The sequence below is a fragment of the Leeuwenhoekiella marinoflava DSM 3653 genome (genome assembly GCF_900129005.1).
Lineage (GTDB): Bacteria > Bacteroidota > Bacteroidia > Flavobacteriales > Flavobacteriaceae > Leeuwenhoekiella > Leeuwenhoekiella marinoflava.
In genome coordinates this window covers 292,021-314,335 of record NZ_FQUN01000006.1, presented here as the reverse complement: position 1 = coordinate 314,335, position 22,315 = coordinate 292,021, and the positions used below count along the sequence as shown (strand labels likewise).

The window sequence follows — 22,315 nt, the reverse complement described above, 5'->3', positions numbered from 1 at the left end:
CCACAACACTTATTGACCATCTGGAAGAATATAAAGAAAGCTTTGGCCACACACCAGATACTATTACCGCTGACCCAGGCTATGGCAGCGAAGAAAACTACGCCTATCTGGAAGGTGAGGGTGTAGAGGCCTTTGTCAAGTACAATTACTTCCATAAAGAACAGAAGCAGGCAAAAAAGGAGCCTGATCCCTTCCACCCTGACCAGCTCCATTACAATCTGGAGCAAGACTGTTACTATTGTCCAATGGGTCAGCAGATGCACAACATAGGCCAGTACCAAAAGAAAACCACAAACGGCTACCTACAGACCTATACACGTTATCAGGCAACCAACTGCTATGGATGCCCACTTAGGGGCCTGTGCCATAAATCAAAACACCACCGGGTCATAGAGCGCAACCATAACCTGATCAGGCTAAAGGCCAAAGCTAAAGAAAAACTGCTCAGTAAAGAAGGGATTGCCCACCGTAAACAACGGTGTTGGGATATCGAAGCCATTTTTGGGGATATAAAGCACAATATGAACTTTAAACGCTTTGCGTTAAGAGGAATCGAAAAAGTAAATGTAGAAATAGGGCTGGTTGCTATGGCCCACAACCTCAAAAAGCTAGCTTTGGTCATCTAAAGGCAGCCAAAACCTTTTAACGATTAACGATTAACAATCCTACCCAATCCAGAAAACCAAAAAAAGTAGCTGTAGCCAGAAACCAAAAAGACCGCCTAAATGTTTTTAGACGGCCTCTTCACAATAAACAATTAGGTTTTAGGGGAACCTAATCCTAAAAATATTAAAGTTATCCGCCGGGTGAGGTAGCAATTGATTAATAATATTTTTTCAATTTTTCAGTGATGCAAATTTGATTGATTTTTCGTCTAAAACATTTGATAAAAATCAAATAATCACCTTAATCTATTATTTATTAGCTATTTATTGATTAAAGCACGAAGCTTAATTAAGCTTAGCTCTGATTCTGCTTAGGGTTTCCTGTGTTATTCCTAAGAAAGAAGCGATGTATGACAAAGGTACTTTTTGTATAATCTCAGGCTGTCTCTCCAATAAATTTACATAGCGATCTTTTGCACTTTGAAACAAAATACTTTCCATACGTTGCTGCGAAAGAACCAGAGATTTAGCAAACATTTTAATGGCTAATTGACCTATTTCAATATTGCTCTTACTCAAACCTAGCAAACCTTCTTTATGTAAGTAAATCACTTCTGAATCTTCAATAGTTTCAATGAGTAATTTACTGGGTGAATCCTTAAAATAACTTTCTATTGAAAAACAAAACTCATTTTTACCGGCAAACCATTCGGTAACTTCTTTACCATTTTTATAATAATATTGTCTTGCAAAGCCTTGATTTAAAAAATAAATATGATTGCAAACTTCGCCTGAATTTAAAATGTAGTTTCCCTTTTGTACTTTTTTTATTGTTATGTATTTGGTGAGATTATCCTTTTCAGCCTGACTAAACAGACTAAACTCCTTTAACTTATTAAAATAATTATCAAGCATATAGTAGTGTTTAATAATTTGAGACAACAAGAGTTATCTTACATATATACGATAAGAGTTTTAAAAAGTTTTAAATAATTTAAAAAATAAAAAATGATTCTAAAACTTAGTTTTTAAATAAAGTGTTTCTACTTTTTGACGCGCCCAGTCTGTCTTGCGTAAAAATTTTAAACTAGAATTTACAGAAGGATTAGACTTAAAACAGTTGATCTTTATTTTATCTGACAAGGTTTCCCAGCCATAGTGATCTACTAATCGTTGAAGAATAACAGCTAAGGTTAAGCCGTGTAGAGGGTTGTTAGGTTGTTTTTCCATATTACCAATCTATTGGGAAATAATCTTTTAAAAATTTACCGCTCCAGTGTTTTCCGGTGTTGATACCGTCAAAAAGCGGATCTATAACACGTGCAGCTCCATCTACAATATCCAGCGGTGGCTGAAAATCATGCTGTTCTACTTTGCGTTTTGCCAGTTCAACAGGATCTTCATCTGTAACCCAGCCGGTATCTACAGCATTTATAAAAATACCTTCCTTAGCAAGACTTCCTGCTGCGGTATGGGTAAGCATATTGAGAGCAGCTTTAGCCATATTGGTATGCGGATGCCTATCTTCTTTAAAAAACCTATGGAACTTACCTTCCATCGCAGAAACGTTGATGATGTGTTTTTTACCGGTATGCTCTTTCTTCATTATTTCTGAAAGACGATTACACAGTACAAAAGGCGCAACAGAATTTACCAGTTGAACTTCAATCATCTCTGTAGTTTCGATTTCTCCCAATTTTAAACGCCAGCTATTCGTTTTACGCAAATCTACCTGCTGCAGATCAGCATCTAATTTACCTTCAGGAAATACTTCTGATGCTTGTAGCGAATTGTCAAAGCTATACGGTATTTGAGAAAGTTTAGCCGAAGCTCTAATCCCTATACCCGGCTCTGGACCGTGCCATGTGACCGGCATATTTTTAGTTCCACTAGCTGTAGTGCTCAATGACTTTAATTCGTCAAGACAATTTAAGTGGTCGTCGAGTAATTTTGTAGCGACTTTAGGCAACTCGCTTATCGGCATTTCTTCTTTTGCCATTAAATGTTGGTAAAAACCGGCTGGTCTTCTTACCGTTTGCGCAGCATTATTAATGAGAATATCTAAACGCTCGTAGTGTTGTTCTATATAATTACAAAAGATCTCTACGCTTGGAATATGTCGTAGATCAAGTCCGTGAATTTTTAAGCGATCTGCCCAAATATGATAATCATCTTCTTTAGCAAAACGCAATGCCGAATCAATAGGAAAACGGGTTGTTGCGACAACGGTTGCTCCTGCACGTAACAACATCAAGGTAATGTGATAGCCAATTTTTAAACGCGAACCGGTAATGATAGCAACTTGTCCGGTTAAATCAGCATTCTGGAAACGTTTAGCATAATTATAATCCCCGCATTCGGTACACATCGTATCGTAAAAATGATGCAGTTTGGTAAATTCAGTTTTACAAACGTAGCAATTGCGAGGTGTTTGCAATTCTGGAGTATCTATATTTTGAAGATCTGCAGCAGCAAGTAATTTTGGTGCAGTAAAAACAGCTGCTTCACGCGCACTTCGAATTCCGGTTACTTTACGGGCAGCACGATCTTTTGCAGCCTGTTTGCGTTTCTGTGCTTTTTTTGCATCTTTCTTACGGCGAGAAAACTCATCTCTATTGGGTCGAGAAAGTTGACCGGAAGCTTTTAAAATTGCGATGCGATCTTCTTTTGCAAGATCAAAAATAAGATTGGTATTGGTGTTTAATTGTTCTAAAACACGAATGCATGTCTGTAAATCTTCAGGAGAAATGTCAGACGGTAATGCTTCTTCTAGCTGAGTCATTTGTAAAAATTAAAGGGCAAAAATAATCTAAAAATAATAGGTAATTCCTTAAAACCAAGACATAAAAAAAGCCTTCATAATGAAGGCTTTTACGCTTAAAAAGGTAAGCTATGATTAGTCAATCACACGAACGTTAATCGCGTTGATTCCTTTTTTTCCTCTTTCAGTTTCAAATTCAACACGGTCGTTCTCACGAATCTCATCGATTAATCCACTTGCGTGAACAAAAATATCTTCGTTTGAATCTTCTGGATTGATAAATCCAAATCCTTTAGTTGTGTTGAAAAACTTTACTGTTCCTTCTTTCATTACTTGTACTCTATTATTAATTAATTTATTTACAAAACGTTGTATTGCATTCATGTTTTCAATTTTAGGACTCGATTGTCGAGACTTTAAATTTTTTTGAACCAATTTTTATGATTCAACAATTACAGGGTATTTAAAAGGTTCTTATGGAAGTAGAACTAATGAAGAAGTAGTATTTGAAACGTATAAGTGAATTAGAACATTCACCATTTATCTAAACTGAAACTTGCCTCGAGAGAGCTATTGTCTTATTAAAATGTACTGCACTATTGCTATTAAAAAATTTACGAGCAGTGGTTCTTAGGCATTGTCTAAATAATTTAACGATACAAATGTAACTTAAATAAATGACACCGCAACTAAATTTTGATTTATCTTGTATATATTTTATTTTTTTGATTTTCAGCAAGTTTAGTTAGCTGTTTTCTTAATAGACTACAACTACTTCAAAAAGCTTTTATAAATTACAAATGATTTCTCAAAAATGCCTTGTATACTGGTCTTGATCCCGTATCAAATTCCTTGGAATTGAATACTATTATATTGAATAAATTAAAAGGCGCTAAAATTATTCGGTTAGCTTTAATCTATATTTAACGGAGGGTTTGAGGATTCTTCTTTAACTTTAACAATTCCGTTTGTCGCGGAAACACATTCACTTAACCAAAACCAACGCATAAAACCCATCTATGGCAATCACTTCATTTGTTGACGATCAAAAAAACTGGTATAAAGACGCAATTATTTACGAGTTACACATCAAAGCTTTTTTTGATAGCAATAGTGATGGTATTGGAGATTTTGAAGGTCTGCTTCAAAAACTTGATTATTTGGAAGATCTGGGGGTTACCGCGATTTGGTTGCTTCCTTTCTACCCTTCTCCTTTAAGAGATGATGGTTATGATATTGCAGATTATTACAGCATCAACCCATCTTATGGAGAGATTGAAGATTTTAAACGCTTGGTTGAAGAGGCGCACAAGCGCGGTTTAAAAGTAATCACAGAGTTGGTGATTAATCATACTTCAGATCAGCATGAGTGGTTTCAGCGAGCACGTAAAGCTCCTGAAGGTTCTAAATATCGAGACTATTATGTATGGACCGATAATATTGATAAATATAAAGATGCCCGTATTATTTTTACAGATACAGAACCTTCTAATTGGACTTGGGATGCTGAAGCCAATGCCTATTATTGGCATCGATTTTTCTCACATCAGCCTGATTTAAATTTTGACAATCCTGATGTACAACAAGAGGTTTTTGACATTATGGATTATTGGTGTGAACTGGGTGTTGATGGTTTTAGACTGGATGCCGTGCCTTATCTTTTTGAAAGAGACGGTACCAATTGTGAGAATTTACCTGAAACTCATGTTTTTCTAAAAAAATTAAGAGCGCACATTGATGCGAATCACGATAACAAGCTTTTATTAGCAGAAGCCAATATGTGGCCCGAAGATTCTGCAGCATACTTTGGTGATGGTGACGAGTGTCATATGAACTACCATTTTCCTATTATGCCACGTATGTTCATGGCGGTTAAGATGGAAGATCGTTACCCAATTATAGATATTATAGATCAGACTCCTACTATACCAGACTCTTGCCAGTGGGCAATTTTCTTGAGAAATCACGACGAACTTACTCTAGAGATGGTAACAGATGAGGAACGTGACTATATGTATAAAGTGTATTCACAGGATCCTAAGGCAAAAATTAATGTAGGTATCAGACGCCGTCTGGCTCCTTTACTCGATAACAACCGGAATAAGATAGAACTGATGAATGTTTTATTGTTCTCACTTCCGGGAACACCTGTATTGTATTACGGTGATGAGATAGGTATGGGCGACAATTTTTATCTGGGTGACCGAGATGGAGTACGAACACCTATGCAATGGACAGCCGATCGAAATGCCGGTTTCTCGATGGCAAATCCACAGAAGTTATATTTACCTACTATAATAGATCCGCAGTATCGTTCTGAATCGGTGAATGTTGAAGCACAGCAAATGAACTCTTCTTCGTTGTTGTGGTGGATGAAGCGTGTGATGCATATGCGTAAAAGCTTTAAAGCTTTTGGGCGTGGAGACATCAACTTTTTATCGCCCTCTAATGCTAAAATATTAGCGTTTACACGAACCTATGAAGATGAAACTATTTTGGTCTTAGCCAATTTATCCCGTTTTTCTCAGGCAGTAGAACTCGAATTGGAGGACTATATAGATTACATTCCTGTTGAAGTTTTCAGTCATAATAAATTCCCTAGAATTACAAACAGACCCTATTTATTTACATTAGCTCCACATGGCTATTACTGGTTTTCGTTAACCCAACGTGAAAGTGAAACTCAAGACGGTCCGTTACCAAAACTCAATACAACCCATTGGGATACGCTATTTGATGCAAAAAATAGTAAGGTTCTCGAACGAAAAATTTTACCGTCTTACTTTAAAAGCAAATACTGGTTTGGGGATTCTAGCAGAATCATTCAATCTATGCATATAACCAATATGCTTGATCTTTCAGATGATACGGTATTGGTCAAGAATCTTATTGTTGAAGTTAATTTCAACGAAGGTTTACCCGAAATTTACCAATTACCCCTCACCTATCTTTCGCTCACACAAGAAAGTCTGGTAGAAGCTGTTCCGCAGAAAGGAATTTTAGCTGAAATAACACTGAAAAATGGTTCCGGTTTACTGGTAGATTCTGTTTATGTTGAACCTTTTAGAGCACAGCTGTTTTATGGTTTACAAGACGGAAAAACACTGAATTTTGCTAAAGAAAAGCTGGTTTTCATTAAAGGGAATTTGACACCAGATGCTGAAATTAAAGATGTCAGTTCCAGAATAATTGAATCTAAACAGAGTAACACATCCATTATTTATGATCACCGGTATTTCTTAAAACTCTACCGTCGTCTAGACAATACTATCAATCCTGATGCAGAACTGGCGCAGTACTTAACCGAAACGGTAAAATTTGCCAATACGCCTGATTATATGGGTAAGCTGGTTTATCATACTCAAAAGCGCAATGAAGCGGTGCTCGGTATGATGCAAGATCTCGTGACTAATGTGGGTACTGGCTGGGTTAATGCAAAAGATGCTGCGCATCGCTATATGGAGCGTGTGCAGACACAAGCTCAGGAGCACGATCCAAGCTATGATCTTACCGAGCGTTTACAGCCTTTGCTTTTTGAAAATCTTGAGGAACAAGAACAGGACCTCATTGATAGTTTATTTCCAGAACGGATAAGTTTATTGGGACAGCGGAGTGCAGAAATGCATCAGGCGCTTGCCAGTCATAAAGAACTTAGCGGTTTTGAACATGAGGCATTCTCCTTGCATTATCAGCGTTCGTTGTATTCTTCGCTGCAAAGTGTAACCCGTGAAGCTTTTGAAAACCTAAGAAAGTCTATACCGAGTCTTCCGCATACCATTCAAGAAGAAGCAGAAGAGATTTTAAACCGAAAAAGCGAAGTTTTAGCGTGCTTTAAACGCGTATTTAAACACAAAATAGACACTGTAAAAATACGCACACACGGTAATTTTCAATTGGGTCAACTCTTGTGGACTGGGAAAGACTTTGTCATTATTAATTTTGAAGGCGAACCGTCTCGACCGTTTAGTGAGCGTCGTATTTTGCGTTCGGGATTGCGGGATGTCGCTTCGATGATTCGCTCTTTTCACTACGCAGCTTACAGTCCGTTAATGCAACAAAATTATGCAGAAGAATACCGCGAGTCGCACTTAGAAGATTGGGCAGAAGCCTGGTATTATTATATTTCTCGTTTTTATTTGAATGGCTACAAAAAGTCTCTTGCAGACTCTGGTTTGATACCTGATAATGAACGAGATTATACGGTACTTTTAGAAACCTTTTTATTAGAAAAAGCAGTTGTTGAACTCAACTACGAACTCAATCACAGACCTATTTTTGCGTTGATTGCGCTCCGCGGAATAAAAGCTGTTTTAGATGGAAGTTTAAAAGAATAGCTTTGTATGGATGTAGCCGTAGAACCGTTTTATGCTCAAGAATCTCCCGGATACAAAAATATATCCCAAGAATATTTAGCGGCCAAAGAATTCATGATTGCACCTGCCTAAAAAATAAGCGTTTACCGTCTTGTGACGGTTCGCATAAAAGTGTATAAGCTCTTTTAGTTTTTCCAATTTCAATAGAAAAACAAGACTGGTAAACTAGAATTAATTATTTTTCGGGCTTAATTAAAGATGTTTTTAATGGTATCGGTTAAGCAATTAGGTATTCTCTTATTCTTTCTCAACTTTGGTTTTGCCCTTGCACAGAACGATTCTACGGCGATTGTTCTAGATAGTGTTGCAACACAAACTACAGGAGATGATTTTGTAAAGAAACTCGCCAATCTCGAAAAACAACGTTTTGCTGATTCTATACGTAGAGCAGATTTAGAGCAACGCATTGATGCGCTGGGGTCTTCTAATAAAGACCGAAGCGAGCTTGAAGCACAATTGCTTCAGTTTAGAGCTAAAGATTCATTACTTCGGGAAACTAAAAAACAACAAATAGCTTCTTTAAAAGAAACCACAAAAGGCTATCCGGTCATCGGTTTTCACGAAGATACCTTATTCCTGATTTACAATCGTATTGCAAGTTTTTCTGCACAAGACCGCGCGAATGCCATCTCTCAACGAATTAAAAAACTACCAGAGGAACTTACTTTTAAGGCAAACTCCTTAAAGATTACTGAGAATGAAGCGACTGTAGATGTTATTTATAATTCACAAACTATTATTAGCGTTACCGATGTTGATGCGCTATGGTTTGAAACTACACCGTTTGAACTCGCTACTGACTATAAAAAAATAATCGGTACTGAAGTTTTAAACTATAAAGAAGAAAATAGTCTTTTAAATTTATTGAAAAGCATTGGGCTGGCGCTCTTAGTTTTGATCATTATCGGCTTGATCATTAAATACGTTTTGCGTCTATTTAGATGGACCGCACTAAAAATTCAACGTCAAAAGCATAAGCGTCTAAAAGCTCTAACTCTTAAAAATTACACATTATTAGATACGGAGCGACAGGTGCATGTTTTGCTTCTCATTAATCGAATTGTAAAATGGGTTACCGTTTTGTTTGCGATCTATGTCGCATTACCTATTGTTTTTGGTTTCTTCCCGCAAACTGAATCTTTTGCAAACACCTTGTTTGGTTATATCATAAACCCGATAAAAAGTATTTTTCTAGCCTTCTGGAATTACCTGCCAAACATCTTTGCGATTGTGGTTATCATCATCGTATTTAGGCTGGTTTTAAAAGGGTTGCACTTTTTGAAAGTAGAGGTTGCAGAAGAACGTCTTAGCTTTAATGGTTTTTATCCAGACTGGGCAAATCCTACCTATCAATTAGCTCGGGTGCTGGTTATCGCTTTTGCTTTTGTTGTGATTTTTCCGTATTTACCGGGAAGCGAATCTCCGGTATTTCAGGGAATTTCAGTGTTTTTAGGGTTCTTATTTACCTTCGGCTCTGCCGGTTCCTTATCTAACGTTATTGCCGGTCTGGTACTCACGTATATGCGCTTGTTTAAAATTGGTGATCGGGTTAAAATTGGTGAGATCGTAGGTGATGTAATTGAAAAATCATCTTTAGTTACTCGTGTACGCACCCCGAAAAATGAAATTATATCCATCCCAAATTCTACCGTGATGAGCAGTCATACCATCAATTATAGCAGTGATGCACCAGAAAAAGGACTCATCATACATACCACAGTGACTATTGGATATGACATCCCGTGGAAAGATATGCATCAGGTACTTATAGACGCCGCTTTGCGTACAGATTTAGTTTTAAAAGATCCACAGCCTTTTGTATTACAAACTAGCTTAGAAGATTTTTACGTGGCTTATCAGATTAACGCATACATCCGTGAGGCCAATAAGCAAGCTGCTATTTACTCGCAATTGCATCAGAATATTCAAGATGTGTGTAATGAAAATGGTATCGAAATTCTATCCCCGCATTACCGTGCAGCTCGTGATGGTAATCAAAGCACCATTCCTTCTGATTATCTTCCTAAAGATTATGAAGCACCTAGTTTTAATGTGAAGTCAAAGCAATAATAAAAACATAAGACTTTATATTTAGAGAACTAAAACAGGGATTAATAAAAAAATCCGACTGATTACTCAGACGGATTTTTCAATGTTTATGACATATTGATTAGTTTCGTAAGGATTCCATATCAATCACAAAACGGTATTTTACATCACCATTTACAACGCGCTCGTACGCTTCGTTAATCGTATTCATATCAATCATCTCAATATCACTTACGATATTGTGTTCTCCACAGAAATCCAGCATTTCCTGAGTTTCTTTGATACCACCAATTAATGATCCTGCAACATTTTTACGTCCCATAATTAAGCTTCCACCGTGAACAGCTTCAAGCGGCTCAACAGCACCTACCATACACATCGTTGCATCAATCTTCAATAAGCTGATATACGGGTTTATATCATGACCTACCGGCACTGTATTCAATAGAAAATCAAAAGAGTTCGCGTGCTTCTTCATTGCATCAGCATCTTTAGAAATCAGCACTTCATCTGCTCCTAATCGTTTTGCATCTTCAGCTTTACCAGGACTTGTTGTAATCATGACAACATGAGCTCCCATTGCGTGTGCAAATTTAATTCCCATATGCCCTAAACCACCAAGACCGATAACACCTACTTTATCACCTTTACTTACTTTCCAATGATTTAAAGGTGAGAATGTAGTAATACCGGCACATAATAAAGGAGCAACGGCGTTTTCATCTAAATTCTTTGGTACGCGAAGAACATAATAATTATCAACCACAACTTCTTCTGAATAACCTCCGTAAGTATGACCACCTAAATGCTTGTCCTTACCATTATAGGTTCCTACCATTCCTTTTTCACAAAACTGCTCTAAGTCGTTTTTACATGGCTCACACTCCCGACAAGAATCTACCATGCAGCCTACTCCCACTGTATCACCTACTTTAACATTCTCTACTTCGTTACCTATTTCTAAAACTTTACCAATGATCTCATGACCGGGAACAACAGGATATTTAGATCCGCCCCAATCATTACGCACGGTATGAATATCACTGTGACATACCCCGCAATAGGTGATCTTAATTTTTACATCTCTAGGTTTTATAGCTCTGCGTTCAATTTTTATTTCTTTAAGGTCTGCTTTAGAATCAGCAGCTCCATATGCTTTTACTTCGCTCATAACTTAATTTTTGATTTGATTCAAAATACGGCTATGATTAGCAGTTCACAAATGCTCAGAAGTGATTTAAATAAAGTTTAACGCAGTTGCCTAACCTAGGTTAAGATTTTCAGTAATTATAGTGCTTAAGAGGTCTAAGAGGTCTAAGAGGCTTTACGGTTGAGACGCGAAATAAAGAAACTACTGATTAAAATAAGACCTCCGCCCAGATAAGTATTCCAACTGAGTTGTTCATTAAGAATAAGAAAGCTTAGCATTACCGCACTTAAAACTTCGAGATACATCAAAGAAGCTGCAGTGGTAGCATTCAATTGTTTTAAACCGAAGAAAAACAAACCAAATTGCACGATACCTATAAGTAAACCGTAAAAAACACCGACACCTACGTGAGTCCATTCAACATCTTGCACACCAAATAGAAAAGGTAAAAATAACACGGCTCCGGCGATATTCTGATAAAATAACAACTGGTTGCGATTGCAATCTTGGGTTTGTCTTTTAAAAATACAAACAAAAAAAGCATAACCCAATGCAGCCAAAACAGCTGCGAGCATGCCGATAAAATCTCTGGATTCAAAACTGAATTCTTTATCAGCATAGGTAACCGCAATCCCTGTAAAGGCTAAAAGCATCAGTAAAATCTGATTGCGTTTGATGGGCGTTTTGTAGATTAGTGTCTCAATGATGGTAATAAAAAGCGGATACACATAAAACAGTACAACCGCATTTCCCACCGAGGTATACACAAAAGCCAACAAGAAAAAATAGGTGCGAACCGCATTGATGACAGAGGCCAGCACCAGCATTTTAGTATTGCCTTTAACCCGTAACTCATTAGCCTTTATCAAGCCCGGTAATAAGAATAAAACCGGAACTCCGGCTCTAAACCAACCAATAGCACCGGTTGTCAAACTCGGCATCGCTTTAATAAGAATACCGTTTGAGCCCGCAATTAAGGCAGCAATTATAATGGCGTAAATGGCTTTCTTAGTCATCAGCCGCTAATTTACAAATTAAGCTTCCTGCAACAAGCGTTTTGACTTTCGGTATAAGAAAGAATTGTAGATATTTCGCTTTGCGAAACGTACTTGATTCCCGGCATTGTGAAATTTTAAAAACATTGGTTTTTGCACGCCAAAGTATTCATAAGTACTTCCGTCTGTAAAGGTTATTTCTAATAACAAACCTTTATGCTGATAATCTGAAATACCAGAATTGGTGATGGTTTCCATATAGGTTTCTAAAGTAGCTTCTTTAGTTTCAGGAGCGATACTTACCAGAAAATGGTAAGCATCTATAATCTCACGACTTTTCAGTTCGGCTTCTTCTTTACGCGCATCACCTTCCTGAAATTTATCAGGATGCCATTCTTTAACCAGATTTCTGTAAGCAGATTTAAGTTGTTTCAAATCAGCATCTTTATCTGTGTTGAATAACTTGCGGTAAGCGGTAATACGTTTCATAACCTTCTTTTTTAAGAAGGCGCAAAGCTAGACTATTTCTTTGCACCAATTACACAAGCGGCACGGACTTTTATAAAGAATGTAGTTTTCTTATGAAAAAAGGCTAAAACATTAATTTTTAGCTGAATCTATTTGAATGCTTCCCACCAATTCTCGATTTGAGCAGCTTGATCAAGATGCATGAGTTGACCTAATCTGGGTAAGGTATAGTTTAATTTTTGTGCTGAGGCCGCTTTTATAAAACGCTCTGCCGGTTCTTTCCACGGATGAAAAGCAAGCTTAAAACCACCCCAATGATAGGGTGTAGCTCTATTGATTCCTGCATCTTGAGCGGCAGTTACAGCTTCTTCGGGAAACATATGTATGCTGTGCCAGCGCTCATTGTATTGTCCGCATTCTACAAACCCAAAATCAAACGGCCCCAACTTTGCACCTACTTCTTTAAAATGCGCACCGTATCCACCGTCACCGGTATGATACAGCGAGACAGCTTCGGATTTTAAAACCCAGCCACCCCATAAGGATTTTGCGCGATCGCGAAGCCCTCGACCGGAAAAATGCCGGCTTGGTGTAAAGGTCAATTCTATTCCTTCAAAAGTATGTGTGTCCCACCAATCAAACTCAGTGATTTTAGAAGCAGATACACCCCAAGATTCTAAGTGCCTGCCGGAACCTAAGGCTACGAAATAGTTTTTAATCTTAGGAAAAAGCTTTTTCATACTCGCATAATCCAGATGATCGTAGTGATCGTGAGTTAAAAGCAGTAAATCTATCTCAGGAAAATCTTGAATAAGATCTAAGGTGTTTTTTGAAAAACGACGCGTTTTAGTTGGCGCAATGGGTGCAGAATCTTGCCCCAACATCGGGTCAATTAAAATAGTTTTACCCGCCAATCTTACTAAATAAACACCGTGACCATACCAAATGTATTTTAATGAATCGTCAGGTGCTAAAAAAGTAGCTTTATCAAATGCTTCAACAGGCAGGTTTTTTTCAGGTGTAACATTTCCTTTACCAAAAAACATCTTGTAGAGCATACCCGGCATTTCAGAAGCACTAATGTCCATCGTAGTTTCTTCGAGGTTTTGAAAACAACCGTCGTACCAATTAGGCGATTGCTCGTAACGTTTTATAAGTTCGGGAGTGAGTTTACCACCAAATTGTTTAAACATAGTAAAAAGCTAAAGAAGAGTATCTAATGGCAGGTAAGACGACGCGACGACGAACTACTTACAGAAAAGAAGTGTTTTGTTAGTTTAGGTAGCATATTTAGTACTTTCGCAAAGCGGAAAAACAAATCTAAAATTGACAGAACATAAACATTTTTTAGTCTTTAAACCCTATGGGTTTATCAGCCAGTTGGGCAGTAATGATTTGCGTCAGAGGCGGAAGAAAAAATTTTTAGCCGAACTGCATGATTGGCCGGAAGGGATGATGCCTATAGGTCGCCTGGATGAGAAATCTGAAGGTTTATTGCTGATGACCACAGATGGTAAATTGAGCGATTACATCAACCGCAGCGGAGTTGAAAAAGAATATTACGCACTTGTTGATGGCATTCCAACTCAAGAGCAACTGATGCAACTGATGCAAGGTATTGCAATAGGTCTCGAAGGTGAGAAATACACAACAAAACCTTGCGTTGTCAAAATTTTGCAAGAATCGCCCTTGCTGCCCAATCGCGGTAAAAAGATTCGTGATGCGCGCCACGGTCCCATAACCTGGTTGAGCATCACGATACAAGAAGGTAAATTTAGACAAGTGCGTAAAATGACTTCGGCTATTGGCTGTCCTACCCTGCGACTGGTTCGCGTTCGTATCGGAAATTTAAAACTGCATGAACTGCAGCCCGGTGAGGTTTTAGAGTGGGATGGGGAGGTTTGAATCTGGCGAAAGACTTAAGCTTCTTTTTTCTTAAACAAATCACTAATTGATAATTGAGACCCAAGAAGTAAAAATGCAGGCACCATAAAAGCTTTAATTGTCAATTCAGCTTCTATGACATCTGTATAATATAATTCCTAAAAAGAGAATAATATTTCCTAGAGCTATTGCTATTTTAGTTTTAGACATAATTTACAAGCTTATCCGTAAAAGTAAATATTTTGGTCCTAATTATTGCCTAGAACCTGAATCAACCCTAATGCTGCTCGCTCGCCAGTCATCATTGCAGCGTTTAAAGAACCATTAAGCAATTGATCTCCAGCTAAGAAAATCGAATTGGTTAGACGGGTTTCACCGGGATCAATACTGTATTTTAAATTTTCAAGTTTAGGTAAAGCTTTTGGAATGGTATATCGTTTTAAAAATCGAATAGTTTTAATTTTAGCTTGTTTTTCTAATTCTTGCTCTATTTGATCTATAAGTTCAGATTCGGTAAGATTATGCTCTTTAACTATTGAAACTGATAGCAATTGATGAGCTCCTTTACTTTCGGTCTCCACAATGCTGGGATAGAAAATATTATTTACAAGTCCGTCTTCAGAAAACAAACCTATAATTGGTTTATCTAAAACAACTTTTTCAACTTCAAAATACAAACAATCAACCGCTTTCCAAGTAGTCTGTTGGTTCTTCAAATTAGTCACCAGCTGACTCGCTTCGGTAGCGATAATAATACCCGAACTTTCTAAATGGGTTCCGTCACTTAAGGTTATCATACCATCTTTAACTTCCTGAACCGGTGTATTGAACTTAAAGGTTGTATTTTTTAGATCTGACATTAACTGTTTTGGTATGGCTTCCATTCCACTTTTAGGAATCACAGCAAGGCCTTCACCAAACATTTTGTAAACAAACTCAAACATTCTACTAGAAGTTTGCAGGTTTTTTTCAAGAAATATTCCGGTAAAAAAGGGTTTGAAAAAATCTTCTATAAAACGATTTGAAAAGCCATATTCACGCAGATATTGGCAAGTTGTTTTTTCTTCTGTATTAAATATAGTCTCAAAATCTTTTGAGGCAAGATCGCTGTTTAAACGTAAAACTTTAATTTTGTCGCGTATGCTACCCGAGGCAGCTAAAACAGTAGGAATAGCGAGAGACAGTGCTCTTAAGGGATCACCAAGGGTCTGACTATTGCCGTTTTCAAAAATTACAGCTCCCGGAATAAGTTTCTGTAATTCTAAGCTATTATAGTCTAAATATTCTTTGGATTTAGGGTATGCATCAAGCATTACCTGAAAACCACGGTCTAGCTGATACCCATCTAAGATATCTGTTTTGAGACGACCACCTACGCGGTCTGAAGCTTCCAAAATGATTGGAGAAAAACCATTTCTTTCAAGAATAGTAGCGGCTATAAGTCCACTCACTCCTGCTCCTACAATGTAAATTGAGTTGTTTCCAGGCATAGTTGATTTGGGCTAAATCAATAAACCTAAAAATAGGTTTTTTTGTTAAATGGTCAACTTGAAATCTGTACTATTTTAACCTTTAAAATTTATCTTATAAAAAATAAGACTATTTTTTATACCTACGGTTAAAGCTTTTGTCACCGCGTGTTTTTGGTTTTTTATACTTCTTAGCGATCTCACGTTTGTATTTACCACCTAAATTTACCTTTCTATTTTTTTCTTTTTTCTCGTGGAAGCTAGCTCCACGTTCCTCATTACGTTTCGTAGGATTGTTTATTTCTACATAATCTGGCTCCTCTTCAGGAAGCAAACGTTTAGAAATTTCAAGTTCTTCAGGCACTTCGTATTGAGGGATTTTCATTTCCATCAATTCTTCTATTGCCTCTTTGCGGTCTGTCTCAGCAGGAGATCCTAACAAATAACTGCTACCGGTTGTTCCGGCACGACCGGTACGTCCTATGCGGTGCATATAGTTTTCAGGAAAACGCGGCACATCTGTATTAAAAACGTGCGTGATTTGATCCAGATCGAGTCCGCGAGCCATCACATCTGTAGTTACCAAAATTCTATAGGTTCCGGCATCAAATTGCTCAATAGCGTTAATACGATAGTTCTGCGTTTTGTTAGCGTGAATCACACCTACAGCATCCCCGTAAACTTCTTCTAGTGTTTGAAAAAGGCGGTCTGCATGTTTTTTATTTGAAACAAAGATTAAAGCTTTTTTAAAGGTGTCTTTGTCTTTAAGTATTTTAATAAGCAGATTTGCCTTAGTATAAAAGTTAGGCAACTCATAATAATGCTGTTCTATTGCATCAAGCGGCGTACCGCTCAAAGCAACCTGAATACGCTCTGGAGCGGTAAAAAAAGTATCCATCAACTCGTCAACTTCATCAGTCATCGTAGCCGAAAACATAATATTTTGCCGACGTGGTGGCAACAGGTCAAAAATATTTACCAGCTGAAAACGGAATCCTAAATCTAGCATCACATCAACTTCATCAATAATGAGTTGTTTGATAGATTTAAGCTGTAACGTTCTACTCACAGCAAGATCATAAAGCCTTCCGGGAGTTCCCACAAGAATATCACATCCCTGAGCTACTTCTTGTCGTTGCGTATTGATGTTTGTCCCCCCATAAACACCAAGAACTCTAATCGTACTGTATTTTCCATATTCTTTAATCTGGTCAACAACCTGTAAAACCAGCTCTCGTGTAGGAACTAAAATTAAAACCCGAGGATTTATTTGTTTTGAAAATTTTAAACCTTCTAGCACCGGCAACATATATGCAAAGGTTTTACCCGTACCGGTCTGCGCAATGCCCACAACATCTCTCCCTGAGCGAATAACCCCAAAAGCTTCTTGCTGTATAGGTGTAGGCTCTGAGAAACCAAGATCTTCAATGGCGTAGCGTAATTGCTTATTGATTTTAAAATCTTCAAAAGATTGCATAACTCATATTTTGCTGCAAAGGTACGTTTTTAAACGGGTTGGTTTCTGAGGAAAATAAAATAGGATTTTTAGCTTTCGCAAAACCGTTCTAGGCGGGTATTTGCTGACTTAAGCAATGTAAGGTTCCTAGTCCCCAGATCAGGTCGTGAGCACTTATACCTATGATCTCTCTATCCTGAAAAAGATTTGCCAGAATTGAAAGGGCTATGCGGTCTTTAGCATCATTAAAAGTAGGCACTAATACAGAATGATTGAGAATTAAAAAGTTGGCATAACTCGCCGGAAGCCTAAGATCTTCATAGTTCAGGCGACGCGGCATAGGTAGCTCAACGATTTTAGGTGAAGAACCGTCTTCAAGTTTTGCTTGCTGCAAACGCTTTAAATTCTCTTGAAGCGGTGTGTAATTTTTATCTTTTTTATCGTGCTCTACCACCGTTACAATTGTGGTAGCATTGACAAATCTGCATAAATCATCAATATGACCGTGTGTATCATCCCCGTCTATACCGCTACCCACCCAGATCGTATTGGTTATGCCAAAATACTCCTTAAAAACAGCCTCATAATCCGCTTTAGTAAAACCTGGATTACGTACTTGTTTCTGTTGATCCATCAGGCATTCTTCTGAAGTGATAAGTGTTCCTTTTCCATTAGTATCTATCGCTCCACCTTCTAGAATTACGGGTTTGCCATTATAACAAACCCGTTGTAAAGGAATTCCTAAAAAATCTGAAATACGTTTCGGTACCATCTTGTCTAACCTGAAATTCCCATATTTTGCCCAACCGTTAAAATTGAAATCCAACGCCTCCCGCTCATCATTATTTTTAACAATAATTGGTCCAGAATCACGCATCCAACTTCGGTTTGTTTTTTGAAGTATAAAGGTGATTTTACTCCTATTCGCATGAGCTGCTTCAAGTAAGGCTATCACTTTTTCTTTGATGCTTTCACGACCCACTAAAAGAAAAACCGTCTCGTGTTCTGCTATTTTTTTTATAAAATCTACAAAAACAAATTGCACCGCCTGATATTTACCAGGCCAGTCGTTACCGTTACTGGGAAAACATAAAAGAATTCCTTGTTGCTTTTCCCATTCTGCCGGTAAACGTCTGTTGTTTTTCATATGTTAATCAAGTGCTCGTTTGGTTATTTCACCATAAAAATCAATTCTTCGATCTCTAAAAAAGGGCCAATTCTGACGTACATTTTCCTGAAGATCCAAGTCTACTTCTGCGAGTAAGAGTTCTTCCTGATCTACTGAAGCTTGCGCTAAAATTTCGCCTTGCGGACCACAAATAAAAGACTGTCCCCAAAATTCAATTCCGTTTGTATCTGGAATGTATTGCTCCAGACCTATTCGGTTAGCTGCTGCTACAAAAACTCCATTCGCCACCGCATGACCTTTCATCACATTCATCCAAGCACCGTGCTGATTCACTCCAAATTGTGCTTTCTCCTGAGGGTGCCAGCCTATTGCTGTAGGATAGAATAAAACTTCGGCACCTTGTAGAGCAGTTAATCGAGCCGCTTCGGGATACCACTGATCCCAACAGATCAAGGTACCTAAATCTGCTTTTTTAGTTTTGATTGTTTTAAAACCTAAATCTCCCGGAGTGAAGTAAAATTTCTCATAAAAATGAGGATCATCAGGAATGTGCATTTTGCGGTATAAACCGGCCTCGCTTCCGTCTGTATCTATTATGTACGCACTATTGTGGTAAATTCCGCTCATACGTTTTTCAAAAAACGGAACGATAATCACCACTCCAAGCTCTTTAGCCAGTTCACTAAAAGCGGTAAAAGAAATATCGTAAAGTGGTTCTGCGTATTTAAAATTGTCAACATCTTCATCCTGACAGAAATAATGACTGCTGTATAATTCGGGTAGGCAAATGACCTCTCCGCCTTCAGCGGCGGCATCACGCACCCATTTTTTACACTTCTCCAGATTTTTTTCTGCTGTATTATTAAGGTTTAATTGCAGTACAGCAATGGTATATTTTCTAGCTTTCATACAAAACAAGTTTACTAATTAATTTAAACGCTATAGCAAAGTTCTTACGGATTTATAAAGCATAAGATTGAGAATTATGCTTTCTTCAATTTGCTTATGTAAAAATGCATATTGTTTAAAAATCAGATATAGATTTTAGGGTTTATATAACGTTAGCTTAACGGCTTTAAATTCGATAAAGTTTCAGTAGAATTTATTTAAAACTTAAATTGATACAGATTTGCTTAAAAATTCCTTTTTTTGTAAAAAAGGATTATTATGGCCGCTGAAATCGAAAAATCTACTCTGCTTACAACGCTTAAAACCTACTTTGGTTACGATAGTTTTAGAAATCAACAAAGTGAGATTATAGAGACCGTTCTAGCCGGTAATGATGCGATTGTCATTATGCCTACCGGTGGCGGAAAATCCATTTGTTATCAACTTCCAGCACTACATTTTAAAGGATTGACGCTTGTTATTTCTCCGTTGATTGCTTTGATGAAAGATCAGGTAGATGGTCTAAAAGCAAACGGTATTGAAGCTGATTTTTACAACAGCAGTCAGGATGCTAGGCTTCAGCAAAGTATAATCGACAAGGCGGCAGAAGGCAAATTAAAATTACTTTATGTCGCTCCCGAAAGTTTGGCCGGCTTATCCCCTATTCTTAATGAAAATTACATCAGTTGTGTTGCTATTGACGAGGCACATTGTATTTCTAGCTGGGGACATGATTTTAGGCCTTCTTATCAACAATTAGGATTTTTAAAGAAAACCCTCCCCAAGACTCCCGTTATTGCTTTAACGGCTACCGCAGATAAGGCTACACGTCAGGATATCGCAGACCAACTCAATATTTCTTACGCGCAACAATTTTTAAGTTCTTTTGACCGAAAAAACATCACGTTAGAAGTTCGTGCAGCAGATAAACGTCTGGATCAGATCAAACGCTTTTTAGCCAAAAGACCAGATACTTGCGGAATCATTTATTGCCTGAGCCGAAAAACCACAGAAAGTGTTTCTGAATCTTTAAAGGCTGAAGGTATTGAAGCTACTTCCTACCATGCCGGGTTGAGCTTTGAGGATCGCAATAAAGTTCAGGAAGATTTTATTTATGACAAAACTCAGGTGGTTTGTGCAACTGTTGCTTTTGGAATGGGGATTGACAAGTCTAATGTACGCTGGGTGATTCATTACAATATGCCTAAAAACCTGGAAGGCTATTATCAAGAAATTGGTAGAGCCGGTCGTGACGGACTAAAATCTCATGCGCTACTTTTTCACAGTTATGCAGATGTTTTACAATTGCGCCGCTTTACACAAGGAGCTGGAAATGAGGAAGTACAAAATGCCAAGCTAGACCGTATGAAGCAATATGCCGAAGCGACTACGTGCAGACGTAAAATATTATTGAGTTATTTTGGGGAATTTCTAGAGCAGGATTGCGGTAACTGTGACGTATGCAAGAATCCACCACATTTTTTTGACGGAACTATTTTAGCTCAAAAAGCACTTTCTACGATTGCTCGAGCTAACGAAAGTCAGCCTATTGGTGTTATCATAGATATTTTACGCGGAGCTAAAAATGCTCAAATTCTAGATAATGATTTAGATCAAATTAGCACCTATGGAATAGGCGCTGATATTTCTTGGAAAGACTGGCAACACTATATGCTGCAACTTATTAATCAAGGATATTGTGAGATTGCGTTTCACTTGAGAAATAGTCTGCATTTAACAGCATCCAGCAGAGCGGTTTTATTTGAAGGAAAAAAAGTACGTCTTACGCATCCTACTGAAGCGATAAAACAAGAAGTAGAAACCGAAAAGAAACCTAAAATCAAAAAAGGGAATGATCTTTTTGAGAAACTTCGAGCGCTTAGATCTGAAATAGCTAAAGAGGAAGAAATACCGGCTTATCTGGTTTTTAGTGATAAAACCTTAAAAGAGATGGAACGGATTCGTCCTACTACCGAAATGGAACTTCTGGAAATAAGTGGTGTTGGTCAACGTAAACTAGATGTTTATGGAGATGCTTTTATTGATGCTATTCTAGACTTTCAACAGCAAAAGCTAAAAAAGAAAGGCAATAAAACAGCAACGCATCAGGTTACTTTTAATATGTTGAAAGACGGACTTTCAATAGAAGAGATTGCTCAAAAAAGAGACTTGAAGGACACAACTGTGTATTCACATCTGGCAAAACTAGCACAAGACGGCGCTGATCTGGATCTATATAATTATGTAAACAGATCTGAAGTTGAACAGATACAGTCAGCCAAAAAAACTTTAGATAACCCAGACGGACTCAAGCCGTATTTTGAACATTTTGAAGAGAAGATACCGTATTATAAAATACGATTAGCATTGACATTGATAGAAATGGAAAGCTAATTAGCGAACTTGTTCAATCGTGCAGAAAGAATCATAGCCATCTGTAGTTCCTGATAGATTAAGAGAAACTAATGAATATAATCTAAAGTTAATTTTTTCCCCTGCATCTAACTTTACTAAAGTAGATACCGTCCGTGTAGGAGGAGATACATTAACTGTTAGTAAAATAGATAATTCTACACCAACATTCACAAATCGTTCTTCAGCAATTTTAGTGTCTACACTGCCTGCTGAATTTATTTTATAAATAGCTAAACCCAAATCTCCTACAGAAACACCTGTTGTTTTAATCTGAGATGTAACTCTATAAATACCAGAATCTAATGCAGTGAATAAACCTGTAGCAGTATCAAATTCTCCCTTAATATCAAAATCTTCAGAATTGAACTTTATAGGTACATACGATCCTAGTGTAATTGCAAAATTTGTAGTTAATTTAGCCTTAACTAGCGACTTATCCATATTAGCTAGTAATTTTTTAGTAGCAATTCGGTGAACAATGCCTCTACCATCAAGAACGGCGATAGAATCTTTAGCAGAGTTATCGCTACCTTCACCGTATGAACGTATGCGTAATGCTCCATTTATATCAAGCATCGCATCAGGATGTGGCTCTGTTGTACCTACACCTACCTGACTAAAAACTAACATATTGTACATTACAAAAAACAGAAGTAAAATTTTTCGCATAAAC

General features: G+C 37.5%; 18 protein-coding genes. 5 read left to right on the top strand and 13 right to left on the bottom strand.

The genetic code is table 11. The annotated features are described in order from the left end of the window. On the top strand, nucleotides 1–626 hold a 626-nt coding region (locus BUB91_RS06130; RefSeq protein ID WP_139250530.1), incomplete at its 5' end, for a transposase. Nucleotides 627–950: 324 nt separating this feature from the next. On the opposite strand, the gene BUB91_RS06125 is transcribed toward BUB91_RS06130, so the two are convergent. The 4 genes from BUB91_RS06125 to BUB91_RS06110 form a co-directional block, all read right to left on the bottom strand. Then, the gene (locus tag BUB91_RS06125; RefSeq protein WP_073098270.1) at nucleotides 951–1,520 is read right to left on the bottom strand and encodes a Crp/Fnr family transcriptional regulator; all 570 of its coding nucleotides are present in this window, start codon (nucleotides 1,518–1,520) and stop codon (nucleotides 951–953) included. Nucleotides 1,521–1,619: 99 nt separating this feature from the next. Next, complete coding sequence (locus tag BUB91_RS06120) at nucleotides 1,620–1,835, bottom strand: VF530 family protein (RefSeq protein ID WP_073098268.1); 216 nt, start codon at nucleotides 1,833–1,835, stop codon at nucleotides 1,620–1,622. Between the two features lies 1 nt (nucleotide 1,836). Next, nucleotides 1,837–3,387 carry an SDR family NAD(P)-dependent oxidoreductase gene (locus tag BUB91_RS06115; protein WP_073098266.1) on the bottom strand — a complete coding sequence of 517 codons (1,551 nt, stop codon included), beginning with the start codon at nucleotides 3,385–3,387 and terminating at the stop codon, nucleotides 1,837–1,839. 114 nt (nucleotides 3,388–3,501) lie between these two features. After that, entirely contained in the window at nucleotides 3,502–3,696 is a 195-nt protein-coding gene (locus tag BUB91_RS06110) for a cold-shock protein (RefSeq protein WP_073098306.1), read from the bottom strand. 689 nt (nucleotides 3,697–4,385) lie between these two features. On the opposite strand from BUB91_RS06110, the gene treS reads away from it, so the two are divergent. Together treS and BUB91_RS06100 are read left to right on the top strand one after the other, a co-directional pair. Continuing rightward, entirely contained in the window at nucleotides 4,386–7,700 is a 3,315-nt protein-coding gene (gene treS, locus BUB91_RS06105; protein ID WP_073098264.1) for a maltose alpha-D-glucosyltransferase, read from the top strand. Nucleotides 7,701–7,946: 246 nt separating this feature from the next. Further along, a complete protein-coding gene (locus BUB91_RS06100) occupies nucleotides 7,947–9,809 on the top strand; it encodes a mechanosensitive ion channel family protein (RefSeq protein WP_073098262.1) in 1,863 nt (620 codons plus the stop codon). A 100-nt stretch (nucleotides 9,810–9,909) separates the two neighbouring features. Here the strand turns inward: BUB91_RS06100 and BUB91_RS06095 are convergent, their stop codons facing one another. The 4 genes from BUB91_RS06095 to BUB91_RS06080 all read right to left on the bottom strand — a co-directional run bounded on the left by BUB91_RS06095 (nucleotide 9,910) and on the right by BUB91_RS06080 (nucleotide 13,594). Then, the gene (locus tag BUB91_RS06095) at nucleotides 9,910–10,959 is read right to left on the bottom strand and encodes an NAD(P)-dependent alcohol dehydrogenase (protein WP_073098261.1); all 1,050 of its coding nucleotides are present in this window, start codon (nucleotides 10,957–10,959) and stop codon (nucleotides 9,910–9,912) included. Nucleotides 10,960–11,102: 143 nt separating this feature from the next. Further along, complete coding sequence (locus BUB91_RS06090; RefSeq protein WP_073098259.1) at nucleotides 11,103–11,954, bottom strand: DMT family transporter; 852 nt, start codon at nucleotides 11,952–11,954, stop codon at nucleotides 11,103–11,105. Nucleotides 11,955–11,972: 18 nt separating this feature from the next. Further along, nucleotides 11,973–12,422 (bottom strand): KTSC domain-containing protein, encoded by a 450-nt coding sequence (locus BUB91_RS06085; RefSeq protein ID WP_073098257.1) that lies wholly within the window; start codon nucleotides 12,420–12,422, stop codon nucleotides 11,973–11,975. A 128-nt stretch (nucleotides 12,423–12,550) separates the two neighbouring features. Next, nucleotides 12,551–13,594, bottom strand: a complete 1,044-nt coding sequence (locus tag BUB91_RS06080) for an MBL fold metallo-hydrolase (RefSeq protein ID WP_073098255.1) — start codon at nucleotides 13,592–13,594, stop codon at nucleotides 12,551–12,553. A gap of 133 nt (nucleotides 13,595–13,727) precedes the next feature. Here BUB91_RS06080 and BUB91_RS06075 point away from each other — a divergent pair, with 133 nt between their 5' ends. Continuing rightward, the gene (locus BUB91_RS06075; RefSeq protein WP_073098253.1) at nucleotides 13,728–14,306 is read left to right on the top strand and encodes a pseudouridine synthase; all 579 of its coding nucleotides are present in this window, start codon (nucleotides 13,728–13,730) and stop codon (nucleotides 14,304–14,306) included. A 227-nt stretch (nucleotides 14,307–14,533) separates the two neighbouring features. Here BUB91_RS06075 and BUB91_RS06070 read toward each other — a convergent pair whose 3' ends face one another. From BUB91_RS06070 to BUB91_RS06055, 4 genes are all read right to left on the bottom strand, one after another. Further along, complete coding sequence (locus tag BUB91_RS06070; RefSeq protein WP_073098251.1) at nucleotides 14,534–15,775, bottom strand: NAD(P)/FAD-dependent oxidoreductase; 1,242 nt, start codon at nucleotides 15,773–15,775, stop codon at nucleotides 14,534–14,536. Between the two features lie 109 nt (nucleotides 15,776–15,884). Then, on the bottom strand, nucleotides 15,885–17,231 hold the full coding sequence (locus BUB91_RS06065) for a DEAD/DEAH box helicase (RefSeq protein WP_073098249.1): 1,347 nt from the start codon (nucleotides 17,229–17,231) through the stop codon (nucleotides 15,885–15,887). Nucleotides 17,232–17,319: 88 nt separating this feature from the next. After that, on the bottom strand, nucleotides 17,320–18,357 hold the full coding sequence (locus BUB91_RS06060; protein WP_073098247.1) for an agmatine deiminase family protein: 1,038 nt from the start codon (nucleotides 18,355–18,357) through the stop codon (nucleotides 17,320–17,322). 3 nt (nucleotides 18,358–18,360) lie between these two features. Beyond that, a complete protein-coding gene (locus BUB91_RS06055) occupies nucleotides 18,361–19,248 on the bottom strand; it encodes a carbon-nitrogen hydrolase (protein WP_073098246.1) in 888 nt (295 codons plus the stop codon). A gap of 258 nt (nucleotides 19,249–19,506) precedes the next feature. On the opposite strand from BUB91_RS06055, the gene recQ reads away from it, so the two are divergent. Continuing rightward, complete coding sequence (gene recQ / locus BUB91_RS06050) at nucleotides 19,507–21,621, top strand: DNA helicase RecQ (protein WP_073098244.1); 2,115 nt, start codon at nucleotides 19,507–19,509, stop codon at nucleotides 21,619–21,621. On the opposite strand, the gene BUB91_RS06045 is transcribed toward recQ, so the two are convergent. Beyond that, a complete protein-coding gene (locus BUB91_RS06045) occupies nucleotides 21,622–22,311 on the bottom strand; it encodes a complement C1q domain-containing protein (protein ID WP_073098242.1) in 690 nt (229 codons plus the stop codon). It lies immediately after the preceding gene. Between the last annotated feature and the right edge of the window lie 4 nt (nucleotides 22,312–22,315).